The 21531-nt window shown below is 68.6% G+C and carries 24 protein-coding genes; 13 read left to right on the top strand and 11 right to left on the bottom strand.

Annotation, left to right across the window (positions count from 1 at the left end; all coding sequences use genetic code 11):
- The first annotated feature begins 5 nt into the window (after nt 1–5).
- From nthA to EJO66_RS00240, 3 genes are read left to right on the top strand one after another with little or no spacing between them, the layout of a single operon-like run.
- Nucleotides 6–635, top strand: coding sequence for a nitrile hydratase subunit alpha (gene nthA / locus EJO66_RS00250; protein WP_125964431.1), 630 nt, complete (start codon nt 6–8; stop codon nt 633–635).
- 55 nt (nt 636–690) lie between these two features.
- Nucleotides 691–1356, top strand: a complete 666-nt coding sequence (gene nthB / locus EJO66_RS00245; RefSeq protein WP_125964430.1) for a nitrile hydratase subunit beta — start codon at nt 691–693, stop codon at nt 1354–1356.
- Entirely contained in the window at nt 1353–1730 is a 378-nt protein-coding gene (locus EJO66_RS00240) for a nitrile hydratase accessory protein (protein ID WP_124961512.1), read from the top strand. The genes nthB and EJO66_RS00240 overlap by 4 nt, the downstream gene beginning before the upstream one ends.
- Before the next feature lie 3 nt (nt 1731–1733).
- Here EJO66_RS00240 and EJO66_RS00235 read toward each other — a convergent pair whose 3' ends face one another.
- Nucleotides 1734–3167: an FAD-binding oxidoreductase gene (locus tag EJO66_RS00235; protein WP_124961533.1), complete on the bottom strand. Its 1434-nt coding sequence runs from the start codon at nt 3165–3167 to the stop codon at nt 1734–1736.
- Between the two features lie 5 nt (nt 3168–3172).
- The gene (locus EJO66_RS00230) at nt 3173–3580 is read right to left on the bottom strand and encodes a DUF2069 domain-containing protein (RefSeq protein WP_124961511.1); all 408 of its coding nucleotides are present in this window, start codon (nt 3578–3580) and stop codon (nt 3173–3175) included.
- 64 nt (nt 3581–3644) lie between these two features.
- On the opposite strand from EJO66_RS00230, the gene EJO66_RS00225 reads away from it, so the two are divergent.
- The gene (locus tag EJO66_RS00225; protein WP_125964429.1) at nt 3645–4856 is read left to right on the top strand and encodes a YihY family inner membrane protein; all 1212 of its coding nucleotides are present in this window, start codon (nt 3645–3647) and stop codon (nt 4854–4856) included.
- A 6-nt stretch (nt 4857–4862) separates the two neighbouring features.
- Here EJO66_RS00225 and EJO66_RS00220 read toward each other — a convergent pair whose 3' ends face one another.
- The gene (locus EJO66_RS00220; RefSeq protein ID WP_125964428.1) at nt 4863–5201 is read right to left on the bottom strand and encodes an Mpo1-like protein; all 339 of its coding nucleotides are present in this window, start codon (nt 5199–5201) and stop codon (nt 4863–4865) included.
- Nucleotides 5202–5302: 101 nt separating this feature from the next.
- On the opposite strand from EJO66_RS00220, the gene EJO66_RS00215 reads away from it, so the two are divergent.
- Together EJO66_RS00215 and EJO66_RS00210 are read left to right on the top strand one after the other, a co-directional pair.
- Nucleotides 5303–5686 carry a thioredoxin family protein gene (locus tag EJO66_RS00215; RefSeq protein ID WP_012746814.1) on the top strand — a complete coding sequence of 128 codons (384 nt, stop codon included), beginning with the start codon at nt 5303–5305 and terminating at the stop codon, nt 5684–5686.
- Between the two features lie 14 nt (nt 5687–5700).
- Nucleotides 5701–6366: a Rossmann-fold NAD(P)-binding domain-containing protein gene (locus EJO66_RS00210; protein WP_125964427.1), complete on the top strand. Its 666-nt coding sequence runs from the start codon at nt 5701–5703 to the stop codon at nt 6364–6366.
- 3 nt (nt 6367–6369) lie between these two features.
- Here EJO66_RS00210 and EJO66_RS00205 read toward each other — a convergent pair whose 3' ends face one another.
- Nucleotides 6370–7308: a LysR family transcriptional regulator gene (locus EJO66_RS00205; protein ID WP_012746816.1), complete on the bottom strand. Its 939-nt coding sequence runs from the start codon at nt 7306–7308 to the stop codon at nt 6370–6372.
- Nucleotides 7309–7419: 111 nt separating this feature from the next.
- On the opposite strand from EJO66_RS00205, the gene EJO66_RS00200 reads away from it, so the two are divergent.
- Both EJO66_RS00200 and EJO66_RS00195 read left to right on the top strand, forming a co-directional pair.
- Entirely contained in the window at nt 7420–8841 is a 1422-nt protein-coding gene (locus EJO66_RS00200) for a M20 family metallopeptidase (protein ID WP_125964426.1), read from the top strand.
- Nucleotides 8842–8862: 21 nt separating this feature from the next.
- Nucleotides 8863–9852 (top strand): Bug family tripartite tricarboxylate transporter substrate binding protein, encoded by a 990-nt coding sequence (locus EJO66_RS00195; RefSeq protein ID WP_125964425.1) that lies wholly within the window; start codon nt 8863–8865, stop codon nt 9850–9852.
- Nucleotides 9853–9862: 10 nt separating this feature from the next.
- Here the strand turns inward: EJO66_RS00195 and EJO66_RS00190 are convergent, their stop codons facing one another.
- Both EJO66_RS00190 and EJO66_RS00185 read right to left on the bottom strand, forming a co-directional pair.
- The gene (locus EJO66_RS00190; RefSeq protein ID WP_125964424.1) at nt 9863–10675 is read right to left on the bottom strand and encodes an alpha/beta fold hydrolase; all 813 of its coding nucleotides are present in this window, start codon (nt 10673–10675) and stop codon (nt 9863–9865) included.
- A 152-nt stretch (nt 10676–10827) separates the two neighbouring features.
- Nucleotides 10828–12138, bottom strand: a complete 1311-nt coding sequence (locus EJO66_RS00185; RefSeq protein WP_125964423.1) for an O-acetylhomoserine aminocarboxypropyltransferase — start codon at nt 12136–12138, stop codon at nt 10828–10830.
- 143 nt (nt 12139–12281) lie between these two features.
- Between EJO66_RS00185 and EJO66_RS00180 the strand changes: the two genes are divergently transcribed.
- Nucleotides 12282–12722, top strand: a complete 441-nt coding sequence (locus tag EJO66_RS00180) for a CBS domain-containing protein (RefSeq protein WP_012746821.1) — start codon at nt 12282–12284, stop codon at nt 12720–12722.
- 26 nt (nt 12723–12748) lie between these two features.
- Here EJO66_RS00180 and EJO66_RS00175 read toward each other — a convergent pair whose 3' ends face one another.
- Complete coding sequence (locus EJO66_RS00175; protein WP_240648494.1) at nt 12749–13729, bottom strand: Bug family tripartite tricarboxylate transporter substrate binding protein; 981 nt, start codon at nt 13727–13729, stop codon at nt 12749–12751.
- An 8-nt stretch (nt 13730–13737) separates the two neighbouring features.
- On the bottom strand, nt 13738–14829 hold the full coding sequence (add, locus tag EJO66_RS00170; RefSeq protein WP_206168820.1) for an adenosine deaminase: 1092 nt from the start codon (nt 14827–14829) through the stop codon (nt 13738–13740).
- Nucleotides 14830–14913: 84 nt separating this feature from the next.
- On the opposite strand from add, the gene EJO66_RS00165 reads away from it, so the two are divergent.
- Entirely contained in the window at nt 14914–15870 is a 957-nt protein-coding gene (locus EJO66_RS00165) for a LysR family transcriptional regulator (protein WP_125964420.1), read from the top strand.
- A gap of 22 nt (nt 15871–15892) precedes the next feature.
- Here the strand turns inward: EJO66_RS00165 and EJO66_RS00160 are convergent, their stop codons facing one another.
- A complete protein-coding gene (locus tag EJO66_RS00160; RefSeq protein WP_125964419.1) occupies nt 15893–17110 on the bottom strand; it encodes a polyhydroxyalkanoate depolymerase in 1218 nt (405 codons plus the stop codon).
- Between the two features lie 97 nt (nt 17111–17207).
- Between EJO66_RS00160 and EJO66_RS00155 the strand changes: the two genes are divergently transcribed.
- Nucleotides 17208–17864: a glutathione S-transferase gene (locus EJO66_RS00155; RefSeq protein WP_125964418.1), complete on the top strand. Its 657-nt coding sequence runs from the start codon at nt 17208–17210 to the stop codon at nt 17862–17864.
- Nucleotides 17865–17886: 22 nt separating this feature from the next.
- Here EJO66_RS00155 and EJO66_RS00150 read toward each other — a convergent pair whose 3' ends face one another.
- Nucleotides 17887–18708 carry an IclR family transcriptional regulator domain-containing protein gene (locus tag EJO66_RS00150; RefSeq protein WP_125964417.1) on the bottom strand — a complete coding sequence of 274 codons (822 nt, stop codon included), beginning with the start codon at nt 18706–18708 and terminating at the stop codon, nt 17887–17889.
- Between the two features lie 111 nt (nt 18709–18819).
- On the opposite strand from EJO66_RS00150, the gene EJO66_RS00145 reads away from it, so the two are divergent.
- The gene (locus EJO66_RS00145) at nt 18820–19815 is read left to right on the top strand and encodes a tripartite tricarboxylate transporter substrate binding protein (RefSeq protein ID WP_125964416.1); all 996 of its coding nucleotides are present in this window, start codon (nt 18820–18822) and stop codon (nt 19813–19815) included.
- A gap of 22 nt (nt 19816–19837) precedes the next feature.
- Nucleotides 19838–21187, top strand: coding sequence for an aromatic ring-hydroxylating oxygenase subunit alpha (locus tag EJO66_RS00140; RefSeq protein ID WP_125964415.1), 1350 nt, complete (start codon nt 19838–19840; stop codon nt 21185–21187).
- Here the strand turns inward: EJO66_RS00140 and EJO66_RS00135 are convergent.
- Nucleotides 21184–21531 (bottom strand): DOPA 4,5-dioxygenase family protein, encoded by a 348-nt coding sequence (locus EJO66_RS00135; RefSeq protein ID WP_125964414.1) that lies wholly within the window; start codon nt 21529–21531, stop codon nt 21184–21186. The genes EJO66_RS00140 and EJO66_RS00135 overlap by 4 nt on opposite strands.

Genomic DNA, 21531 nt, shown 5'->3' with positions numbered 1-21531 from the left:
GGCCGATGACCGGCCATGACCACTCCCACGAACACAGCGAACTCGGCGAGATGGACCTGCGCGTGCGGGCGCTCGAGAGCGTGCTCACCCAGAAGGGCTACATCGATCCGGCCGCACTCGACGTGCTGATCGACACCTACCAGACCCGCATCGGCCCGCGCAACGGCGCGCGCGTGGTGGCCCGGGCCTGGGTCGACCGGGCGTTCCGCGACTGGCTGCTGAAGGATGCCACGGCCGCCATCGCCTCGCTGGGCTACACCGGCCGCCAAGGCGAGCACATGGTGGCGGTGGAGAACACGGCCGAGCAGCACCACATGGTCGTCTGCACCCTGTGCAGCTGCTACCCCTGGCCGGTGCTCGGCCTGCCGCCCACCTGGTACAAGAGCGCGCCGTACCGCTCGCGGGCCGTGAAAGACCCGCGCGGCGTGCTGGCCGATTTCGGCACGGTGCTGCCCGAGTCGACGCGCATCCGCGTCTGGGATTCGACTGCCGAGGTGCGCTACCTCGTCATACCGCAGCGCCCGGAAGGCACCGAAGGCATGAGCGAAGAAGAGCTTGCCGCGCTGGTCACGCGCGATTCGATGATCGGCACGCGGCGGGTGGAAGCACCGGCAACGCCAGGGAGTGCCGCATGAGCCGCCGGGCCGCTCCCAAGGCGAATACCGCAGTGCAAAGCACGGAGGTCACGCTATGAGCTATGTCACCCATGCCGACCTTGGCGGCCAGCCCGGTTTCGGCCCGGTCACGCCCGAGCCCGAGGGCGAGCTGTTCCATGCCGCGTGGGAGCCGCGCGCGCTGGCGCTCACGCTTGCCATGGGCGCAACCGGCTCCTGGAACATCGATGCGAGCCGCGCCGTGCGCGAGACGCTGCCCGGCTACGGAAACCTGAGCTACTACCAGATCTGGCTTGGCGCACTGGAGCAGCTGATGCTGCAGCGCGGCCAGGTCTTTGCGGACGAGCTCGCATCCGGCGAGATGCGCCATCCCGCGGCACCGGTCGCCCGTGTGCTGCAGGCGGCCAATGTTTCCGCCGTGCTGGCCAAGGGCTCGCCCGTCCAGCGCGCCGAGCCAGGCCCGGCGCGCTTTGCCGTCGGCCAGCCGGTGCGCATGCGCACCGGCAACGTCGACCACCACACGCGGCTGCCGGGCTACGTGCAGGGCAAGCACGGCGTGATCGAGCATGTGCATGGCGCGCATGTGTTCGCCGATGCCCATGCGCAGGGCCTGGGCGAGCAGCCGCAGTGGCTCTACACCGTGGTCTTCGACGAGGCCGAGCTCTGGGGCGAAGGCGCGCCGCGCCAGAACCTCGCGGTGTCGGTCGACGCCTGGGAAAGCTACCTGGAGCCCGCCGCATGAAGAGCGGCATGGCACCGCCACTCGCGCTCGCCCCCGGCATGCCGCGCGATGCCGGCGGGCCGGTGTTCAATGCACCCTGGGAGGCGCAGGCCTTTGCGATGACGCTGGCGCTGCACGAGCGCGGCCTGTTCACCTGGGTTGAATGGGCCGAAGTGCTTGCGGCACAGATCGCGGCCGCACAGGCCGCCGGCGACCCCGACACCGGCGGCACCTACTACCGCCACTGGCTCGCCGCGCTCGAAAGCCTGGTCGCGCGCAAGGGCGCCAGCTCCGAAGACGAACTCGCGCGCTACCGCCGCGCCTGGGACCGCGCCGCGGACCGCACGCCGCACGGCCAGCCGATCGAGCTGCGCGGCGAGGACTTTCCCGGTTAGAGGCTAGACCCGGATCACGCGGCCCGGGTTGAGGATGTTCTTCGGATCGAGCCCGCGCTTGATCGCCCGCATCATCTCCAGCGCCACCGGCGACTTGTGCTTCTCGAGCTTGTCGACCTTGAGCGAACCCACGCCATGCTCGGCCGAGAACGAGCCGCCGAACTTCTCGACCGCGTCGTACACCAGCGTGTTGATGCGCTCTTCCTCGTCCTTCAGGAAGGCCTTGGTGTCGATGTTCTCGGGCGCCTGCACGTTGTAGTGCAGGTTGCCGTCGCCCAGGTGGCCGAAGTTCACCAGCCGCACGCCGGCAATCTCGCGCGCCAGCAGCGCGTCGGTGTCCGCCACGAAGGCCGGAATGCGCGACACCGGAATCGAGATGTCGTGCTTGATGTTCAGGCCCTCTTCGGCCTGCGCGAGCGGAATGCTTTCGCGGATGTGCCAGAGCTGGTGCGCCTGCGCGAGGTTCTCGGCCACCACCGCATCGGTCACGCAGCCGTCTTCGAAAGCCGTTTCGAGCAGCGCCTCGAAGCGTGCGCGCGCATGGTCTTCGGATTCGCTGTCGGAGTTCTCGAGCAGCACACAGTACGGCACGGCTTCGTCGCCGATGAAGGGCACGCGCAGCTGCGGCATGTGCTTGTCGACCAGGCTCAATGCAAACCGGCCCATCACCTCGAAGCCCGTGAGGCCCGAGCCCAGCTGCCTGTGCGCAAGGCCCAGCAGCGTGACCGCGTGGTCGAGCGAGGGCACCGCGGCCCAGGCCGTGAGCTGCGCGGCGGGCAGCGGGTAGAGCTTCATGGTGGCCGCGGTGATGATGCCGAGCGTGCCTTCGCTGCCGATCATCAGGTCGCGCAGGTCGTAGCCGGTGTTGTCCTTGCGCAGGCCGCTGGTGCCTTCCCAGATCTCGCCCTGCGGCGTGACCACTTCGAGGCCCAGGCACAGTTCGCGCGTGTTGCCGTAGCGGACCACCTGGGTGCCGCCGGCATTGGTCGCAAGGTTGCCGCCGATGGTGCAGCTGCCCTCGGCCGCAAGGCTCAGCGGGAACAGGAAGCCCTGCTTCTGCGCCGCCTCCTGCAGCGTCTGCAGGATGCAGCCGGCCTCCACCGTCATGGTGAGGTTGGCGGCGTCGATGGTGCGGATGGCGTTCAGCCGCTGCAGGCTCAGCACCACCTGCGTGCCGCTGTCGTCGGGAATGGAGCCCACGGCCAGGCCGGTGTTGCCGCCCTGCGGCACGATGGCCGTGCCGGCCGCGGCGCAGGCCTTGACCACGTCGGCCACCTGCTGCGCATTGGCGGGCCGCACCACGGCCAGCGACTTGCCGCGTGCGCGCTTGCGCCAGTCCTGTTCGTAGGCCGTGAGGTCGCCCTCGTTCAGCACGTGCTGCGCGCCGACGATGGCACGCAGTTGATCGATCAGGGGAGCGGAAGAAGAAGTCGTCATTGGCGTCATTGGGTGGAAGCCTCCAGTTGGCGGGCCGCCTTGGCGTTGCGCAGCCGCAGCCGCACATGCCAGGCGCAGGCCGCGAAGAGCATGAGGCACAGCAGCACCTCGATGAGCGCGAGCACCTGGCCCACGCCGTTGGTGTCGCTCCAGGCGCGCACCACGCCCTCGGTGAAATAGAGCCAGACCATCAGGCTGACCCAGCGGTAGGTGTACATGCGGTTCTTGTAGAGCCCCGCGAGCGGAATGACCAGCGGCAGCACCTTGAGCGCCAGCAGCGAGCCGCCCGGCCGCAGCGGCGCGAGCCACAGTTCCCAGGCCAGGCCCAGCACGATCAGGCCGACGAGGCTGCCCACGGCAAGCCAGCGTGTGGCGCGAACGGAAGAGGAAGCTGGCGGTGTGATGGTTTTCATGGGCGGAACACCGCGGAACCTGCGACACGAAGTGCGCGAAGACTGGGAAAGGGTTCGGGTTCTTATGATACCGGCCATGAATCGTCGTCAGCTCTGGAGGGATCTTTCGCGCTTTCCGTGGGGCAACACCGCGGCGGTGCTGGGCGAGCGTTTCCGCGAAGACCGGCTCGGCCTGACGGCCAGCAGCCTCACCTTCACCACCACCATTGCGATGGTGCCGTTCTTCACGGTGGCGCTGGCGCTCTTCACCGTGTTCCCGATGTTCGCCAAGCTGCAGGGGCGGCTGCAGCGCTGGCTCATCGAGAGCCTGATTCCCGACGATATCGCGCGCCAGGTGCTGGGCTACCTGAACCAGTTCTCGAGCAAGGCCGGCGGCCTCGGCATCGCGGGCCTGGTGGTGCTGCTGATCACCGCCATCGCGCTGATCCTCACCATCGACAAGACGCTCAACAACATCTGGCGCGTACGCTCGCCCCGGCCCTTTGCGCAGCGCGTGCTGATCTACTGGGCCGCGATCACGCTCGGGCCGCTGATCCTGGCGGTGAGCCTCTCGACCACCTCGTACGTGTTTGCCGCGTCGCGCGACGTGGTGGGCGGAAGCATCCTCAAGCTGTTCTTCGACACCTTCGAATTCGTGCTGCTCGCAGCGGGCATGGCGTCGCTCTACCACTACGTGCCCAACACCAACGTGCGCTGGTCGCATGCCTGGGCCGGCGGCGTCTTCGTGGCGGCCGCCATCGAGATCGCCAAGCGCGTGCTGGGCTACTACCTGAGCCTGGTGCCGACCTATTCGGTGCTCTACGGCGCCTTTGCCACCGTGCCGATCCTGCTGGTGTGGATCTACGTGGCCTGGGTGATCGTGCTGTTGGGCGCGGTCATCGCGGCCTACCTGCCAAGCCTGCTGACCGGTGTAGCGCGCCGGGGCGGGCGGGCCGGGTGGCCGCTGCAGTTGGCCATGGAGGTGCTGCAGCACCTGGCGCGGGCGCGCGCCACGCCGGCCAAGGGCATGGGCGCCACCGAACTCGTCACGCGCATGCGGGTCGATGCGCTGCAGGTGGTGCCGGTGCTCGAAACGCTGGTGGCGCTGGACTGGATTGCGCCGCTCGCCGAGGAGACCGCGAACGAAGATCCGCGCTACGTGCTGCTGGCCGATCCATCCACGCCGATCGAGCCGCTGCTCAGGGAGTTGTTGATGCCGCGCGCGGAGCCGCTCGAGGACCTGTGGCGCAAAGGCCCGCTGCACTCGCTGCGTCTGGGCGACGTGCTCCTGATTTGATAGTCGTCAAATCTTGACCTTGCCCAGCCAGATGTCGCGGTACATCGCCCAGTCGCCCATGAAGCTGTAGAGCGGGCGCTTGAACGAAGCCGGCTTGTTCTTCTCGAAGCCGAAATGCCCGACCCAGGCAAAGCCGTAGCCCGCGACCAGCCCGGCCAGCAGCCAGAGCGGGTTGAGCGTGACGACCAGCGCCACCAGGCACAGCAGCGAAATCGTCGAGCCCGCGAAGTGCAGGCGCCGGCAGGTGCGGTTGGCGTGCTCGCTCAGGTAGAAGGGGTAGAACTCCGCGAAACTCTTGAAACGTCGCGGATCGACAGCAGATTCCGGGGCAGTCGTGGTGTTCATCGTGCGGGTCTCCTGAACGCCGGAGGCGCTTTGTCCATAATAGCCACGACCTTCCGGCCGCACCACCCCGGCTTCGTATTCACACCTGCACCGCATCAACCTTGAGCGCTCTTCCTGCCGCCCCCGTTTCCGCCGAGCCGGCCAGCGATGCGCCGTGGGTCGTATGCCTGTGCGCCGAATGGTGCGGCACCTGCCGCGACTACCGGCCGCTGCTCGAACAGGTGGCGCGGGCGCATCCGCAGTTCCGCTTCGCCTGGGTCGACATCGAGGACCACGCCGAGATTGCCGACGCCTTCGACGTCGAGACCTTTCCCACGCTGCTGATCGCCGGTGCCGACGGCACCCGTTTCCTGGGCCCGCTGCTGCCGCATGCCGAGACGCTCTCGCGCATGCTCGGCGCGCTGCAGGCGCCGCAGCCTTCCAGCCTCGATGTCGACCTGCTGCTGGCGGTGCTCGAAAAGCGTCCCGGCGAGTTCGCGGTCTGACCGGGCCCCTCGCCATGAACATCCTGATCTTCGGCGCCACCGGCATGGTGGGGCAGGGCGTGCTGCGCGAATGCCTGCTTGCGCCCGACGTGGCGCGCGTGGTCGCGGTCGGCCGCAATGCCACCGGGGTTCAGCACCCGAAGCTGCAGGACGTGGTCATCAAGAACATGACCGACTACAGCGGCTTCGAGCCGCAATTGCAGGCCTTCGATGCCTGCTTCTTCTGCCTCGGCGTGTCGTCGGTGGGCATGCAAGAGGCCGACTACAGGCGCATCACCTACGACCTCACGATGGCCGCCGCCATCGTGCTCGCGCGGCTCAACCCGGGTATGACCTTCACCTACGTGACGGGTGCGGGCACCGACAGCAGCGAGCGCGGCAGCCGCATGTGGGCGCGCGTGAAGGGTGCGACCGAAAACGCGTTGCTCAGGCTGCCGTTCAAGGCCGCCTACATGTTCCGCCCCGGCATGATCCAACCGCTGCATGGCGTGCGTTCGAAGACGCCGCTCTACCAGGCCGCGATCATGGTGCTCAAGCCCGTGCTCGGGCTGGCCCACCGGCTCTGGCCCGACAAGGTGACGACCACCGAGAAAGTGGGCCGCGCCATGCTGGCCGTGGCGCGGCACGGCGCGCCGAAGGTGCTGCTCGATCCGGCCGACATCAACGCGCTGGGCCGCTGAGGCTCAGGCGCTCGAACGCGCACGGCCCAGCTTGCGCCGCCCTGCGCTGGCAATGGCATGCACCAGGTGTTGCACGAACGCCTGCGCCAGCGGCGTGAGCGTGCGGCCTTCGAGCGCCAGCACCTGAAGCTGCCGCTGCTGCAGCGGCGCCTCGGCGAACGGGCGCGCCACCACCGTGCCTGCATCGATGAGATGCGTGACCGTGAGGTGTCCCGACAGCATCACGTCCGGCGTGCGCAACAGCGGCAGCAGCACCGACGAAAAATTGCTGACGAAGATCGCGCGGTACTGCAGCCCCTGCAGGCTGCACGCCTGGTCGAACAGCTGCCGCGCGGTCACGCCCTTGTCGCCCACGGCCAGCGGATAGCGCACCGCGTCCGCCACGGAAACCACGCGCTGCCGCGCCAGCGGATGGTCGGGGCGCAGCACCGCGAACACCGGCGCATTGGCCGAGTGCTCGATCTTCAGGCCGGGCTCCGGCGCCACCACGTACTTGAGCGCGATGTCGGCTTCGCCGCGCGCGAGCAGCGCGCTCACGCCATCGGGCGAGCCCACGTGGAGCTCGAGCTGCGTGCCCGGATGCGCCGACTCGAAGCTGCGCATGACCTGCGGCATGAAGTGCGCCGCGAACCCCTCGGTGCAAGCCATGCGGATGCGGTGCGCGCTGCGGCCGCCGAGGTCGCGCACCTGCTCGATGACCTGCTCGATGTCGAGCTGCGCATTGCGCAGGTGCGCCGCGAGCCGCTCGCCCGCCGCGGTGAGCGCCATGCCCCTGGCGTGGCGCTCGAACAGCGGCGTGCCCAGGCTGTCCTCGAGCTTGGCGATCTGGCGGCTGACCGCCGACGAGGCCACGAACAGCCGCGCCGCGGCCTGGCTGACCGAGCCGCTGCGCGCCACTTCGAGGAAATGGCGCATCGGAATGCTGAGGAGCGGTGGTGCCATGGCGATTGAAGCGTTGCCTTCAAGGCAATGGTAGCTTGCGAAATCGGTGCTGGAAGCATTGCCCTGCAGGCCTTGTACTTGCTGCATCCCACGCAAACAGGAAATCCCCTCATGCAACGTACCGACAGCCTCGCCGCGGCCGCCGCCTATTTCGACGACGGCGGCTTCTTTGCCGACCTGCAGCGGCGCGTCGCCTTTCGCACCGAGAGCGACACCGGCGCCGCCACGCCCGCGCTCGGGGCCTACCTGCGCGACGAGCTGGTGCCGCCACTGGCCGCGCTCGGTTTCGAATGCGAGATCGTCGAGAACCCCGTGGCCGGCGGCGGGCCCTTCCTGATCGCGCGGCGCATCGAAGCCCCTGCATTGCCCACCGTGCTGAGCTATGGCCACGGCGACGTGGTGAGCGGGCAGGAGGCGCACTGGGATGAAGGCCTTGGCCCCTGGGCGCTCACCGTGCGCGGCGACCGCTGGTACGGGCGCGGCACGGCCGACAACAAGGGCCAGCACAGCATTGCGCTCGGCGGGCTGGCCGCCGCGCTGCGCGCGCGCAGCGGGCGCCTGGGCTACAACATCACCTGGCTCATCGAGACCGGCGAAGAGGCCGCGTCGCCGGGCCTGCACGCGGTGTGCGAGCAGCAGCGCGACCGGCTGCGCGCGGACCTGTTCATCGCCAGCGACGGGCCGCGCGTGAGCGCCGCGCGGCCCACGCTTTTCCTGGGTTCGCGCGGCGCCGTCAACTTCAGCCTGCGGCTGCGCGCCAGGGCGCGGGGCTACCACTCGGGCAACTGGGGCGGCGTGCTCGCCAATCCGGGCACCGTGCTGAGCCATGCGGTGGCCTCGCTGGTGGATGCGCGCGGGCGCATCCTGGTCGAGGCCTTGCGGCCGCCTGGAATTCCGCAGGGCGTGCGCGAGGCGCTGGCCGGCATCGCGATCGGCGGTGGCGCCGACGATCCCGCGCTCGACGAAGGCTGGGGCGAGCCCGGCCTGAGTCCGGCCGAGCGGCTGGTGGCCTGGAACACCATCGAGGTGCTCGCGCTCGGCGCCGGTTCGCCGCAGCGGCCCGTCAATGCGATTCCGTCCGAGGCGGTGGCGCATTGCCAGCTGCGCTTCGTGGTCGGAACGCCGTGGCGCGAACTGGCGGGCATCGTGCGCGCCCACCTCGACGCGCACGGTTTCGGCGACGTGGAAGTGAAGGTCACGCTGGAAGGCGCGGCGACGCGGCTCGACGTGGAGAACCCCTGGGTCGACTGGGCCCGGCGCTCCGTCGAAGAGAGCAGCGGCCAGCGCGTCGACCTGCTGCCGAACCTCGCGGGCTCGCTGCCCAACGACGTGTTCGCCGATCTGCTGGGCCTGCCCACGCTGTGGGTGCCGCATTCGTACCCGGCCTGTGCGCAGCACGCGCCCAACGAGCACCTGCTCGCGCCGCTGGCACGCGAGGGCCTGCAGATCATGGCCGGCCTCTACTGGGACCTCGGCGAGCCGGGGCTCGCGCCGTGGGCCACCGGTAAAGCAACGCACGCCGCTGCTGCCTGATTTCTCTTCCTGGACGAACCCATGAAAACTGCTCTCTTCCATCGGCTCCGTGGCCTGCTGGTCTGCGCTTCGGCGCTTGTCGCCTTCCACGCGCCCGCACTCGCGCAGGAAAAATGGCCCGGCAGGCCCGTGAAGCTGGTCGTGCCCTTTCCGCCGGGCGGCGGCACCGACATCGTCGCGCGCGCGATGGGCCAGGGTCTGTCGGAGCGGCTCGGCCAGCCCGTGGTCATCGACAACAAGCCCGGCGCCGCCACCATCATCGGCACGGAGGCCGTCGCCAAGGCCGCGCCCGACGGCTACACGCTGCTGCTCTCGGGCTCCACCAGCTACAGCGTGAACCCCGCGTTGCGCGCCAGGCTGCCCTACGACCCGGTGCGCGACCTCGCGCCCATTGCCATCGTCGCGCGCACGCCGCTGGTGCTGGTGGTGGGCGCCGGCACGCCATGGCGCTCGCTGCCCGAGCTCATTGCTGCCGCCAAGGCCAAGCCGAAGAGCATCCGCTACGCCACCTTCGGTTCCGGCTCGGGGCCGCACCTGGCGGGCGCGCTGCTCGCGCTGGCCGCGGGCATCCAGCTGCAGGACATTCCGTACAAGGGCAGCAGCCAGGGTTCGATGGCGGTGATCGGCGGCGAGATCGAAGTCGGCATCGACACCGTGGCGGCCGTGGCGCCGCATGTGCGCTCGGGCAAGCTGCGCGCCCTGGGCATCGTGGGCGCGGCGCGCTCGAGCATGCTGCCCGAGGTGCGCACCCTGGCCGAACAGGGGCTGCCCGATGCCACCTTCGACGCCTGGTACGGCTTTGCCGCGCCGGCGCGCACGCCGGCACCGGTGGTCGACAAGCTGGCGCGCGCCGTCGCGGCCACCATGGGCAGCGCGGCCCTGCAGGCGCAGTTGCGCGCGCAGGGCATGGAGCCCGTCGTCATCGGCGCGGCGGCGTTCCGCAGCCAGATGGAGGGCGAGATTTCCCGCTACCGCGCACTGGCCCACCGCGCCGGCATCGCGGCGGAATAAAGGCGGCTCTTCAGGCGGGCGCGCCGACGAAGTCGCGCAGCGCGAACAGCACTTCGTCGGGCGCCTCGCTCATCAGCGAATGGCCCGCATGCACGGTCACCACCTTGCCCTGCCTGGCCTTGCCGACCAGCGCCCTGGTGGCGCGCGGCGGCGTCATCTGGTCGGCATCGCCGAGCAGGAACAGCACGGGGCATTGCACCGCTTCGATGGCCTTTTCGCCGTTCGCGTAGTCGTTGCAGGCCTTGAAGCCGATGTGGAACACATTGGCGTCGCGGTTGCTCGCGAGCACGCGCCGCATCAGCGCGCGCGAGCTGCCGTAGAGCCAGGTGCCGGGGCCGAGCGAGGAGGGCGGCGGCGCGAGCAGCGAATGCGAGAAGGTGTTGACCATGGCGATGGCGCGCTGCGGCTCGTTGAGCGCGCCGTCGAGCAGCGCGGGCGACACGGTCATCGGGTAGGCGGTGCCCACCAACGCCAGATGAGTGACCCGTTCGGGCACGCGCGAGGCGGCTTCGAGCGCGATCAGCGAACCGAAGCTGTGGCCCACGAGCGCGGCCTTCTGCACGCCGGCCGCGTCGAGCAGCGCGATGACGAACTGCGCCGCGTCTTCCACGCTGGCGGGCGGCGGGCCTTCGCTCCTGCAGTGGCCGGGCAGGTCGAGGGCCAGCACGTTCCAGCCGTGGTTGGCGAACCAGCGGCTTTGCAGGATCCACACGCTGTGGTCGTTGAGCACGCCGTGGATGAACACCACGGTCGGCTTGTTCGCATCGAAAGCCTTGCCGCCGGTGTAGCAGTAGGTGGCGTGGCCGTTGACGGTGTAGTTCATGTCAGTTGCTCCACCGGATGGTTTGTTTTAGGTGCTGTTGTTCGGGGCGTGTGCACAGGCCACCGGGTACTCCCCTCCGCGAATGTCCCCCGTCGGCGGGAGCGCGCCCTGAATGACGGACAGCACGACGCAAGGAAAAGCAGGCTTCCATCCTAGGCCCCCGCCTTTTCCGCAGCCTTGAGCGCACGCTTCAGGTCGTCGATCAAATCGGCCGGGTCCTCGAGTCCGATCGAGAGACGGATCGTCCCTTGGGAAATTCCGGCCCCCGCCAGCGCCTCGTCGGTCATGCGGAAGTGCGTGGTGCTGGCCGGATGGATCACCAGGCTGCGGCAGTCGCCCACGTTCGCCAGGTGGCTGAAGAGCTTGAGCGCCTCGATGAAAGCCTTGCCCTGCGCGCGGCTGCCCTTGATGTCGAAGCTGAACACCGCGCCGGCGCCGCGTGCGCCGTGGCGCAACAGCTTCTGCGCCAGCGCGTGGCTCGGATGCGATTCGATCAGCGGATGGCCCACGCGCGACACGAAGGGGTGGCTCGCGAGGAACTCGACCACCTTCTGCGTGTTGTCGATGTGGCGCTCCATGCGCAGCGGCAGCGTCTCGATGCCCTGCAGGATCAGCCAGGCCGTGTGCGGGCTCATCGAGGCGCCGAAATCGCGCAGCCCTTCGCGCCGGGCGCGCAGCAGGAACGCACCGACCGTGCTTTCCTCGCTGAAGACCATGTTGTGAAAGCCGTCATAGGCCTGGGTCAGTTCGGCGAATTTGCCCGATTTCTCCCAGTCGAAGCTGCCGCCGTCGACCACCACCCCGCCAATCACCGTGCCATGGCCCGACAGGAACTTGGTGGCCGAGTGGTAGACCAGGTCGGCACCCCAGTCGAAGGGCTTGATCAGGTAGGGCGAGGTGAGAGTGGAGTCGACCAGCAGCGGCACGCCGGCTTCGTGGGCGATGTCGCTCACGGCCGGGATATCGAGCACGTCCAGGCCCGGGTTGCCCACGGTTTCGCCGAACAGGAGCTTGGTTTCGGGCCGGATCGCGGCGCGCCAGCCGTCCAGGTCGCCGGGCTTCACGAAGGTGGTCTCGATGCCGAAGCGCCGCATCGTGTAGTGCAGCAGGTTCTGCGAGCCGCCGTAGAGCGCGGTGCTCGCCACGATGTGGGAGCCTGCGCCCATGAGCGTGGCGATCGACAGGTGCAGCGCGGCCTGGCCGCTGGCCGTGGCAATGGCGCCGATGCCGCCTTCGAGCGCCGAGACGCGCTGTTCGAGCACCGCGTTGGTCGGATTGCTGATGCGCGAGTAGACATGGCCCGCGCGCTCCAGGTTGAAGAGCGCTGCCGCATGGTCGCTCGACTCGAAGACGAAGGAGGTGGTGAGGTGGATCGGCACCGCCCGCGCGCCGGTGGCGGGGTCGGGCGCGGCGCCGGCATGCAGCGCCAGGGTGTCGAAGCCGGGGTCGGAATAGCCGGGCATGGGAGCCTTTCTGGGTTCGTTCGCAATGCCCCGTTACGTCTGCTAATCATGCGCGCGCAACATGGGCGTGGGAGTCGGCGCCGATTGTGGGCTATATTCAAATCGGCATCGCCGCCGAGAACGATTTCCGAGAGGAGCACACGATGAAAGTCAGCGACATCCTTCGCGTCAAGGGCAACACGCTCTTCACCATCACGCCTGACGACCTGCTGGCCGAAGCCGTCAAGACCATGGCGGAAAAGGACATTGGCTCTCTGGTCGTCATGGAACACGGCGACCTGGTCGGCATGCTCACCTTCAGGGAAGTGATCCTGGCCATCGTCGACAACGGCGGCCAGGTGGGCGGCACGCTGGTGCGCAAGGCCATGGACGATGCGCCCGTGACCTGCACGCTCGAAACCGACCTCGACGAAATCCGCCGCATCATGCTGGAGCGCCATGCGCGCTACATGCCCGTGATGGACAAGCGCATGCTGATGGGCGTGATCAGCTTCTACGACGTGGCCAAGGCGGTGGTGGACAGCCAGAACTTCGAGAACAAGATGCTGAAAGCCTACATCCGCGACTGGCCTGAAGAGCAGTAGCCGGCCGCGCCCAGCTCTGGCCGGGTTTATTCCTTGATGTTGGCCGACTGCACGATCTTCTGATTGCGGCCGTATTCGGCCTGGACGAACTGGCCGAACTGCTCGGGCGTGCCGTTGCCGGGCAGGGCGCCCTGCTCGTTGAGCTTGGCTCGCACCTGCTCCTCGGCGAGCACGGCGTTCAGTTCCTGGTTGAGGCGGGCCACGACGGCCGGCGGGGTCCGGGCGGGGGCGAAGATGCCGGTCCAGCTCACCATGTCGTAGCCCTTCAGGCCCGGCATCTCGTTGAAGGTGGGCACATTGGGCAGCGCGGCAAGGCGCTGGCTGCCGGTGATGCCGAGGGCCTTCAGGCGGTTGCCGTTCACGTGCGGAATGGCGCTGGTGCTGACCAGCATCGCCAGGTCGACCTGGTTGCCGATCACGTCGGTGGCAATTTGCGCGCCGCCGCGGTAGGGCACGTGGGTCACGAAGATGCCGCTGCGCTGCTTGAGCAGTTCCATCGCCAGCTGCAGCACCGTGCCCACGCCCGAGGTGGCGTAGTTGTAGGCGCCGGGCTTGGCCTTGGCGAGCTTCACGAAGTCGGCATAGGTCTGCGCCTCCAGGCCGGGCCGCGCCACCAGCACCATCGGCGCGGTGTTGAGCATGCCGACCGGCGCCAGGTCCTTGAGCGGATCGAACTTGAAGGCCGATGGGTTGACCAGCCGCCCGATGGCGATCGCGCTGTCGGGCCCGACCACCAGCGTGTAGCCGTCGGGCGCCGCGTTCACGGCCTTGGCCACGCCGATGGCGCCGCCCGCGCCGCTCACGTTCTCGATGACGACCGACTGCTTCAGCCGCTCGCCCAGCCGCGTGGCGACGAGGCGGGCGTTGACGTCCACGCTGCCGCCCGCGGTGTAGGGAACGATCAGCGTGATCGGCCTGGCGGCGGGCCAGGCGCCCTGCGCGAGTGCCGCAATCGGCAGCATCGAGCAGAGGGCGGCGGCAAGAAGAAGGCGGCGAGGGTTGTTCATGGCGTGGGTCATTGCGGGTGGGCGGGATGCTGCTCTTGCGCAAGGCCGGCGCGCAGCGCGTCGAACTCGCGGTTCCATTGCGTGCGCCAGGCGCGGCGCTGGGTGTCGTCGATCCACGCGCCGTCGAGCCCGTTGTGCATGAAGCCGCGCAGGTCGTCCAGCCCGAAACCGAAGTCGCGCGCCATCATCAGCCAGGCCTGGGTGGGCGTGACCTTGTGCAGCGTCGGGTCGTCGGTGTTGGGATGGATGCGCAGGCCCAGGCCGGGCATGCGGCGAATGGGATGGTCGAGCGCCCAGCGCTCCGGAGGCAGCGTGCGCAGGTAGTAGGAGTTGGTGGGCACCACGGTGAAGATCACGCCGCGTTCGGCGCACTGGCGCGCGAAACCGGGCTGGTCGACCACCGTGTAGCCGTGGTCGATGCGGTCCACCTGCAGCATGTCGAGCGCGGTGCGCACGTTGGTCCACGGCATGCCGAACTCGCCCGCATGCGCGGTGGCCTTGAGTCCCGCGCGCCGCGCCTCGGCGTAGGCGCGCGCGAACAGCTCGGGCGGCCGGTCGACCTCGCGGTAGTCGATGCCGATGCCGATCACCTCGTCGCAGCGGTGCGCCTTGACCCACTCCACCATCTCCACGGCGGCCTCGGGGCTGGCCTCGCGGTCGATCGCGGCGATGAGCCGGCCGGCGATGCCGAACTCCTGCTGCGCGTCATGGATCGCGCGGACGATCGCGCCCTGCGCCATCGGATAGGCGATGCCGGAGCCGTGCACCGTGCCGGTGGGGTTCCAGAAGAATTCGGCGTAGCGCACGTTGTGGGCCGCCGCGTCCTCGAGGTATTCGCGCGTCAGCTGATAAAGATCGCCGGGGCTGCGCACCAGCTGCGCGTCGAGCGCGCGCAGCACACGCAGCACGCCCACCGGTTTTTCTCCGCGCGTATAGAAGCCTTCGATCTCCTCGGCCGCGAGCGGCGACCCGGCGCGATGGTTGAGCTGCTTGAAGGTTTCGTGGCGCACCGTGCCGAACAGGTGGCAGTGCAGCTCCACCTTGGGAATCGCATGCAGCATGGATTCCAGAGTGAGGGGTGGCGTGGCGGGGCTGGTCATGCCGGCCAGTCTAGGCAAGGGCGCCCCATAAGAAAAATTTTGAATTTCTATAATTTGATTCATTGAATCGATAACCAGGATGCCATGGCCTCCTTGCCGCTCCGGGCGCTTACCCTGCGCCAGCTTCAGTTCTTCTCGGTGCTGGTGGAAGAAGGGCACTTCGGCCGTGCCGCGCGCCGGCTGGCCATTACCCAGCCGGCGCTGAGCAACGCGATCAAGCAGATGGAGAAACTGCTCGGCGCCGAACTGCTGACCCGTTCGACCCACCGCCTCGAACTCACGCCGGTGGGCGCCGAGGTGCTGGCGCGCACCGATTTCCTGGTCAACACCTTCGAGGTGGCGCTGCGCGACATCGAAAGCACCGTGCAGCGCGGGCGGGCCTTCGTGCGCGTGGGCGTGATCCCGTCGGCCAGCGCGCGCGTGACGGCCGCGGCCAGCGAGTTTCTGCAAGCCGGGCAGCGCGAGGTCGAGATCGCCTGGCGCGATGCGCCTTCGACCGACCTGCTGGCCGAACTGCGCAGCGGCCAGCTCGACATGGCGGTGGCCGCCATCACCGAGCCGCCGGGCGGGCTGGCCTGCGTCGCGCTGTTCCGCGACCCGCTGGTGCTGGTGGTGCGCCGCGGCCACGCGCTGGCGGCGGCCGGAGACGCGAGCTGGGAAGCCATCGGCAAGGAGCGGCTGGTGCTGTTCGAGAGCGGCAGCATGCCGGCGCTCGGCAACCCGGCGCGCGCGCAGTTCGAGCAAGGCCCCGAGCCCTACCGCGTGAGCTATTCCGAAACGCTCTATGCGCTGGTGCGCAGCGGCCAGGCGCTGGGATTGATGCCGCGGCTCTACACCGCGCTGCTGCGCGACCCCGAACTGGTGGTGCTGCCGCTGCTCAAGCCGCGCGTCGAGCGGCGCGTGGTGCTGGCCTACCTGCCGGGCCCGATGCGCAACGTGGCGGCGCAGGAACTGATTGCGTTCCTGCGCGAGCGGCTGCCGCAGGCCGGCGAAGCGACGGTGCGGCGCGTGGCCTCGAAGGAGCGGCGCAGCCGGCGCTGAAGCCGGGCGTCCGACCGGAGGCTCAGTACAGCTCGGCCGCGGCGTGGATGGTCTCGCGCACGCGCGGGTAGATCTGCGCGTTCCACTTGCTGCCACTGAAGACGCCGTAGTGGCCCACGCCGGCCTGCAGGTGATGCGCCTTGAGGTAGGGCCGGATGCCGGTGCAGAGGTCTTGCGCCGCCACCGTCTGGCCGACCGAGCAGATGTCGTCGCGCTCGCCTTCCACCGTGAGCAGCGCGGTGCGGCGGATGGCGGCGGGGTTCACCGTGCGGTCGCCCACGGTGAGCGCGCCGCGCGGCAGGTCGTAGGTCTGGAACACGCGCTCCACGGTCTCCAGGTAGAACTCGGCCGGCAGGTCGTTTACCGCCAGGTACTCGTCGTAGAAGGTGCCGATGGTGCGGGCCTTCTCGACGTCGCCCTCGACCAGATGGCGGACCATGTCCTGGAACTGCTTCTTGTGGCGCTCGGGGTTCATGCTCAGGAAGGCCGAGAGCTGCAGGAAGCCCGGGTACACGCGCCGCATCATGCCGGCATGCGGCCACGGCACATGGCTGATGAGGTTGCGGCGGAACCACTCGATCGGCTTGCTGTTGGCGAGCTCGTTCACCCCCGTGGGGTTGATGCGGCAATCGACCGGGCCGGCCATCAGCGTAAGGCTGCGCGGCGTGGCGGGGTTGTCGTCCTCGGCCATCAGCGCCGTGGCCGCCAGCGCGGACACGCAGGGCTGGCAGACCGCGACCATGTGCACGCCGGGACCGACGGCTTCGAGAAACCGGATGAGCTGCAGCGTGTAGTCGTCCAGGCTGAAGCCGCCATGCCACAGCGGCACGTCGCGCGCGTTGTGCCAGTCGGTCAGGTACACGTCGTGGTCGCGCAGCAGGGTGCGCACGGTTTCGCGCAGCAGCGTCGCGAAATGGCCCGACAGTGGTGCGACCAGCAGCACGGGCGGGTGCACGGACTGCGTCTCCTTGCGGAAATGCAGCAGCGTGCCGAAGGGCGAGACCAGCGTTTTCTCTTCGTGCACCGCGGTTTCCACGCCATCGACCGGCACGCTGGCAATGCCGTAGTCGGGGCGCGAATGGGTCAGCCGCATGCGCGAGAACACTTCGAACTGCGCGGCCATGCGCCGCAATATGGTGCGTTCGGTGCCTTCCTTCCAGAGGGCCCGGCCGAGGTACTGGGCCGCGAGCCGGGAGGGCGAAAGCAGGTCGGCTTGGTTCTGGTAGGCCCGGTACAGCATGAAAGTAGTACAGGCAAGTTGCGGGCCAAGCGGTGGCACAGGCCTTGCACGGCCATGGGAGCCAACCGGCAGAGGCAGCCCGTCAAGGAGATCCACGATGGCCAAACCCGTTCTCACGATCAGCAGCAAGAACTACGGCGCCTGGGCGCTGCGGGGCTGGCTGATGTGCAGGCTGGCCGGGCTCGACTTCAGCGAGAAGATCATTCCGCCCGACGACCCGGCCATGAAGGCCGAGATGCTGCTGCTCTCCTCGTCGATGCTGGTGCCCTCGCTGCAGCACGGCAACGTCAAGGTGTGGGACACGCTGGCCATCGGCGAGTACCTGAACGAGATCAAGCCCAAGGGCGGGCTGCTGCCCGCCGACATCCAGGCCCGCGCGCACTGCCGCGCCATCTGCGGCGAGATGCATTCGGGCTTCGCTTCCATGCGCGGCGCATTGCCGATGAACATCAAGGCCCGGTTCCGCGGCTTCAAGATCTGGTCGCGCGCACAGGCCGACATCGACCGCATCGTCGCCATCTGGCGCGAATGCCTCAAGGCCTATGGCGGCCCCTTCCTGTTCGGCAAGCAGCCGGGCATGGCCGATGCGATGTATGCGCCGGTGGTCACGCGCTTCCTGAGCTACGACGTGCCGCTCGACAGCGTCTGCGCCGCCTACTGCAAGCGCGTGATGGACCTGCCCGCCATGCAGGAGTGGGTGGCCGCCGCGAAGGAAGAGCCCGAGGAAATCGACGAGCTCGACGCGGAGTTCTAGGCAGATTTTCCGAGCTGGTTCTTCAAGCCGGCGCCGGCCCGAAGCCCACCTGCCGCAGCTTGCGCTCGATGTTCTGCGCCGCCTGCTGCAGATCGGCGAGGTGCGCCGAGACGATCTCGCGCTCGGTTTTCACGGCCGGCAGCCAGGCGCAACTCAGGCAGCCCACCACGAGCGTGTCCAGGCGCACCGGCACCGAGAGCGCACCGAAGCGGTCGGGTGAGTCCATGCTCGTGGACGTGGGGTCGCGCACCACGTAGCCCTGGTCGCGGGCATGGGTCACCATGCGCCGGATATTCTCGGGGCGGCGCGCGCTGCGGTCGGTGTCGCTCGGCGAGCGGGCCAGCGCCGCGAGAATCTCGCGCCGCTCGTTTTCGGGGCAGAACGACAGGTAGCAGCGCCCGAGTGACGACAGCAGCATGGGCGGCCTGAAACCCAGGGCCCGGTAGTTCACCGCCAGGCCGTTGCGTGGCCGGTCCGTGTCCAGGATCAGCATGGCCGTGCCGTCGCGCACGCCCAGGTCGATGGGCCACGGCACCAGGCGCTGCAGCGTGGCGCGGGACTGCGCCGCCAGCGCCGACAGGCTTGCGCGCCATTGCACCACGGGGCCCGATTCACCGGCGGCCGAGGCCGGCACGTAGCGCTTGTCGAGTTCGCTGCGCTCGGCCCATCCGGCCTGCTGCAGTGTCTTCAGGATGCGCAGCAGCGTGGCCTTCGAGAAGCCGGTCTGGCGATGCAGCTCCGACAGCGTGGCGGCCGACGAGCGCTGGATGGCCAGCATCACATCGAGTCCGCGGCGCAACGCATCGATCGATTTCACGCTCCGGGCGCCGGTGGTGTCTGACATGCGGAACTCCATAAAAAGGTTCACCTGGTGAAACTATATCTTCTGGCTTCGGCAGCGTGTTCCTACAGTGCATCGACCCCACCCGTCGTTCCACTGAAAAGGAAACAGAGCATGAAGTTCACCCGTCGCGAAGCGGCCCATGCCGCCGCCGCCATCGCCGCATCGAGCCTCGCCCTGCTGGCCGCCGGCGGCGCCATGGCGCAGGTCTGGCCGGCCAGGCCGATCACCATCGTCGTTTCCTATCCCGCGGGCGGCGACACCGATGCGGTCGCGCGCATCTATGCCGAGAAACTCTCGCTGCGCGTGGGGCAGCCGGTGCTCGTCGACAACCGGCCCGGTGCCAGCGGCATGATCGGCAACGCCTGGGTCGCCAAGGCCGCGCCGGACGGCTACACATTGCTGTTCACCCCCAGCACCTTTCCGATCGCGCAGCATGTGCTGAAGGCCGGGCCCGGCGTGGCGCACGACGTGGTCAAGGACTTCACGCCGATCGTGAAGACCGGGAACATCCCGCTGCTGCTGGTGACCGCGCCGTCCACCGGCATCAAGAACGTGGCACAGCTGGTGGCCGACGCCAGGGCCGGCAAGGCGCTGAGCTACGGCACGCCGGGTGCGGGCTCGCCGATGCACATCGCGGGCGAGCTCTTCAACAAGGACGCCGGGACGCAGATTGCCCACGCGCCCTATCGCGGCGTGGCGCCGGTGGTGAACGATGCGCTCGGCGGACACGTCGGCGTCGGCTGGATCACGCCCGGCGCAGTGGCGGGCCACATTGCCAGCGGCAAGCTCGTTGCGCTGGCGGTGGCAGAGCGCCAGCGCACGAAGCTGATGCCCGGCGTGCCCACGCTGATCGAGCTTGGCTACAAGGACGTGGATGTCAGCGCCTGGATGGGCCTGCTGGGCCCCAAGGGCATGCCGGCGGAACTGGTGCAGGCCCTGAACCGCCACTTCAACGAAGTGCTGAAGATGCCCGACGTGCAGGCCCGCATGGCTGCGCTCGGCATCGAGCTGATCGGCGGCGCGCCCTCGGTGCTGGCGCAGCAGATCGCGGACGACGACCAGCGCTTCGGCAAGCTGGTGAAGGAATTCGGCATTCGCGCCGAATGAGCTGGAACAAGGAGACAAGCACATGCTGAGCGAAGAGAAAAACCGCCTGCTGACCGAGGTCGGGCCGGGCAAGCCGATGGGCGACTACCTGCGCCGCTACTGGCATCCGATTGCCGGAGCCAGCGAGTTCGACGAGGAGGCCGTCAAGCCGCTGCGCATCCTGGGCGAGGACCTGGTGCTCTACAAGGACCTGGGCGGCAACTACGGGCTCGTGGACCGCCGCTGCCCGCATCGCAATGCCGACATGTCCTACGGCTTTGTCGAGCAATGCGGGTTGCGCTGCAGCTATCACGGCTGGCAGTACGACCAGAGCGGCCAATGCGTGCACCAGCCCTTCGAGGAGACGCTGGACCCAGGTGCGCGCATGCGCAGGAACACGAAGATCAAGGCCTACCCCGTTCAGGAAAAGGCCGGACTGCTCTGGGCCTACATGGGGCCGCAGCCCGCACCGCTGCTGCCCGATTGGGAGCTGTTCAACTTCAAGAACGGTTTCGCGCAGGCCGTGTTCGCGGAGATACCGTGCAACTGGTTCCAGTGCCAGGAAAACTCCATCGACCCGGTGCATTTCGAATGGACGCACAACAACTGGACCACGCGCCTGCAGGGCGGCGAGGGCCCCTATGTGCCAACCCACCTGAAGCTCGCGTTCGAGGAGTTCGAGCACGGCTTCGTCTACAGGCGGTTGCGCGGCGGCGAGAGCGAGGACAACGTGATGTGGACCACGGGCCGCGTCACGCTGTGGCCCAACGGCTTCTTCCTCGGCCACCACTTCGAGTGGCGCGTGCCCATCGACGACCACAACACCCTGAGCGTGCTGTGGGTGCTGAGCCGCGTGCCGACCGAGCAGGAGCCCTACGTGCAGGAGCGCATCCCGTCCTGGTACGGCCCGATCAAGGACCCGGCCACCGGCCGCTGGATCACGAGCCACGTGGCCAACCAGGACTTCGTGGTCTGGGTGGGGCAGGGCACGGTCACCGACCGCACCCGCGAAAAGCTCGGCCAGAGCGACAAGGGCATCGTGATGATGCGCCGCCGCTTCTTCGAGGAAATGGAAGCGATGCAGGCCGATCCGGCGCACGAGCCCAAGGGCCTGATCCGCGACGCCGCGACGAACTGCAACGTGCCGCTGCCTTCGGCCTGCCGCGACGAGATGCTCCATGGCTTGCCGCGCGCGGCGCTTGCCGCCCATCCGCTGCTGGGGCCCTACCTGAGGGACTTCTTCGGGCAGGCCGGGCAGCCCGAGCATGTGCGCGTGGCCTACGAACGCGCGATCGGCCAGAAGGTGGAGGGCGCGAAATTCTTCAAGGTGCACGGCAGCGCGGCGGAGCACCACGCACCGCAACCCACGAGCGAAGAAGAACAGGCGGGCTAGCGCCGGAACATCCGCAGGTCGAGCGGGTTCTCCTCGCCGAGCCACATGGCGTGCGCCGTGTGGTCGGCGAAGTCGTCGCCCGTGACGCCGTGCACAAAGATGTCGAGGCCGTTGCGGTGGGCGTCGAGCCATTCGATCACCTGGTCGAACTCGGCCGCATCGAACGCAAGCTGGCAGCTCCAGCGCGTGTGGGGGCCCACGAGACGTTCGTGCACCCGGCCGACCACCACCATCAGTTCGCGGCCGGCCTCTTCGCACAGCTGCCTGGCCTGCGCCACGGTGGCGGGGCCGAAGTAGACATGGGCGTGGTATTGCGGATAGAGGTTTTCGGGGCGGCGCGGCAT

The sequence above is a fragment of the Variovorax beijingensis genome (assembly GCF_003951285.1).
In the GTDB taxonomy this organism is placed as follows: Bacteria; Pseudomonadota; Gammaproteobacteria; order Burkholderiales; family Burkholderiaceae_C; genus Variovorax; species Variovorax beijingensis.
This window is presented reverse-complemented; position numbering and strand designations above follow the sequence as displayed.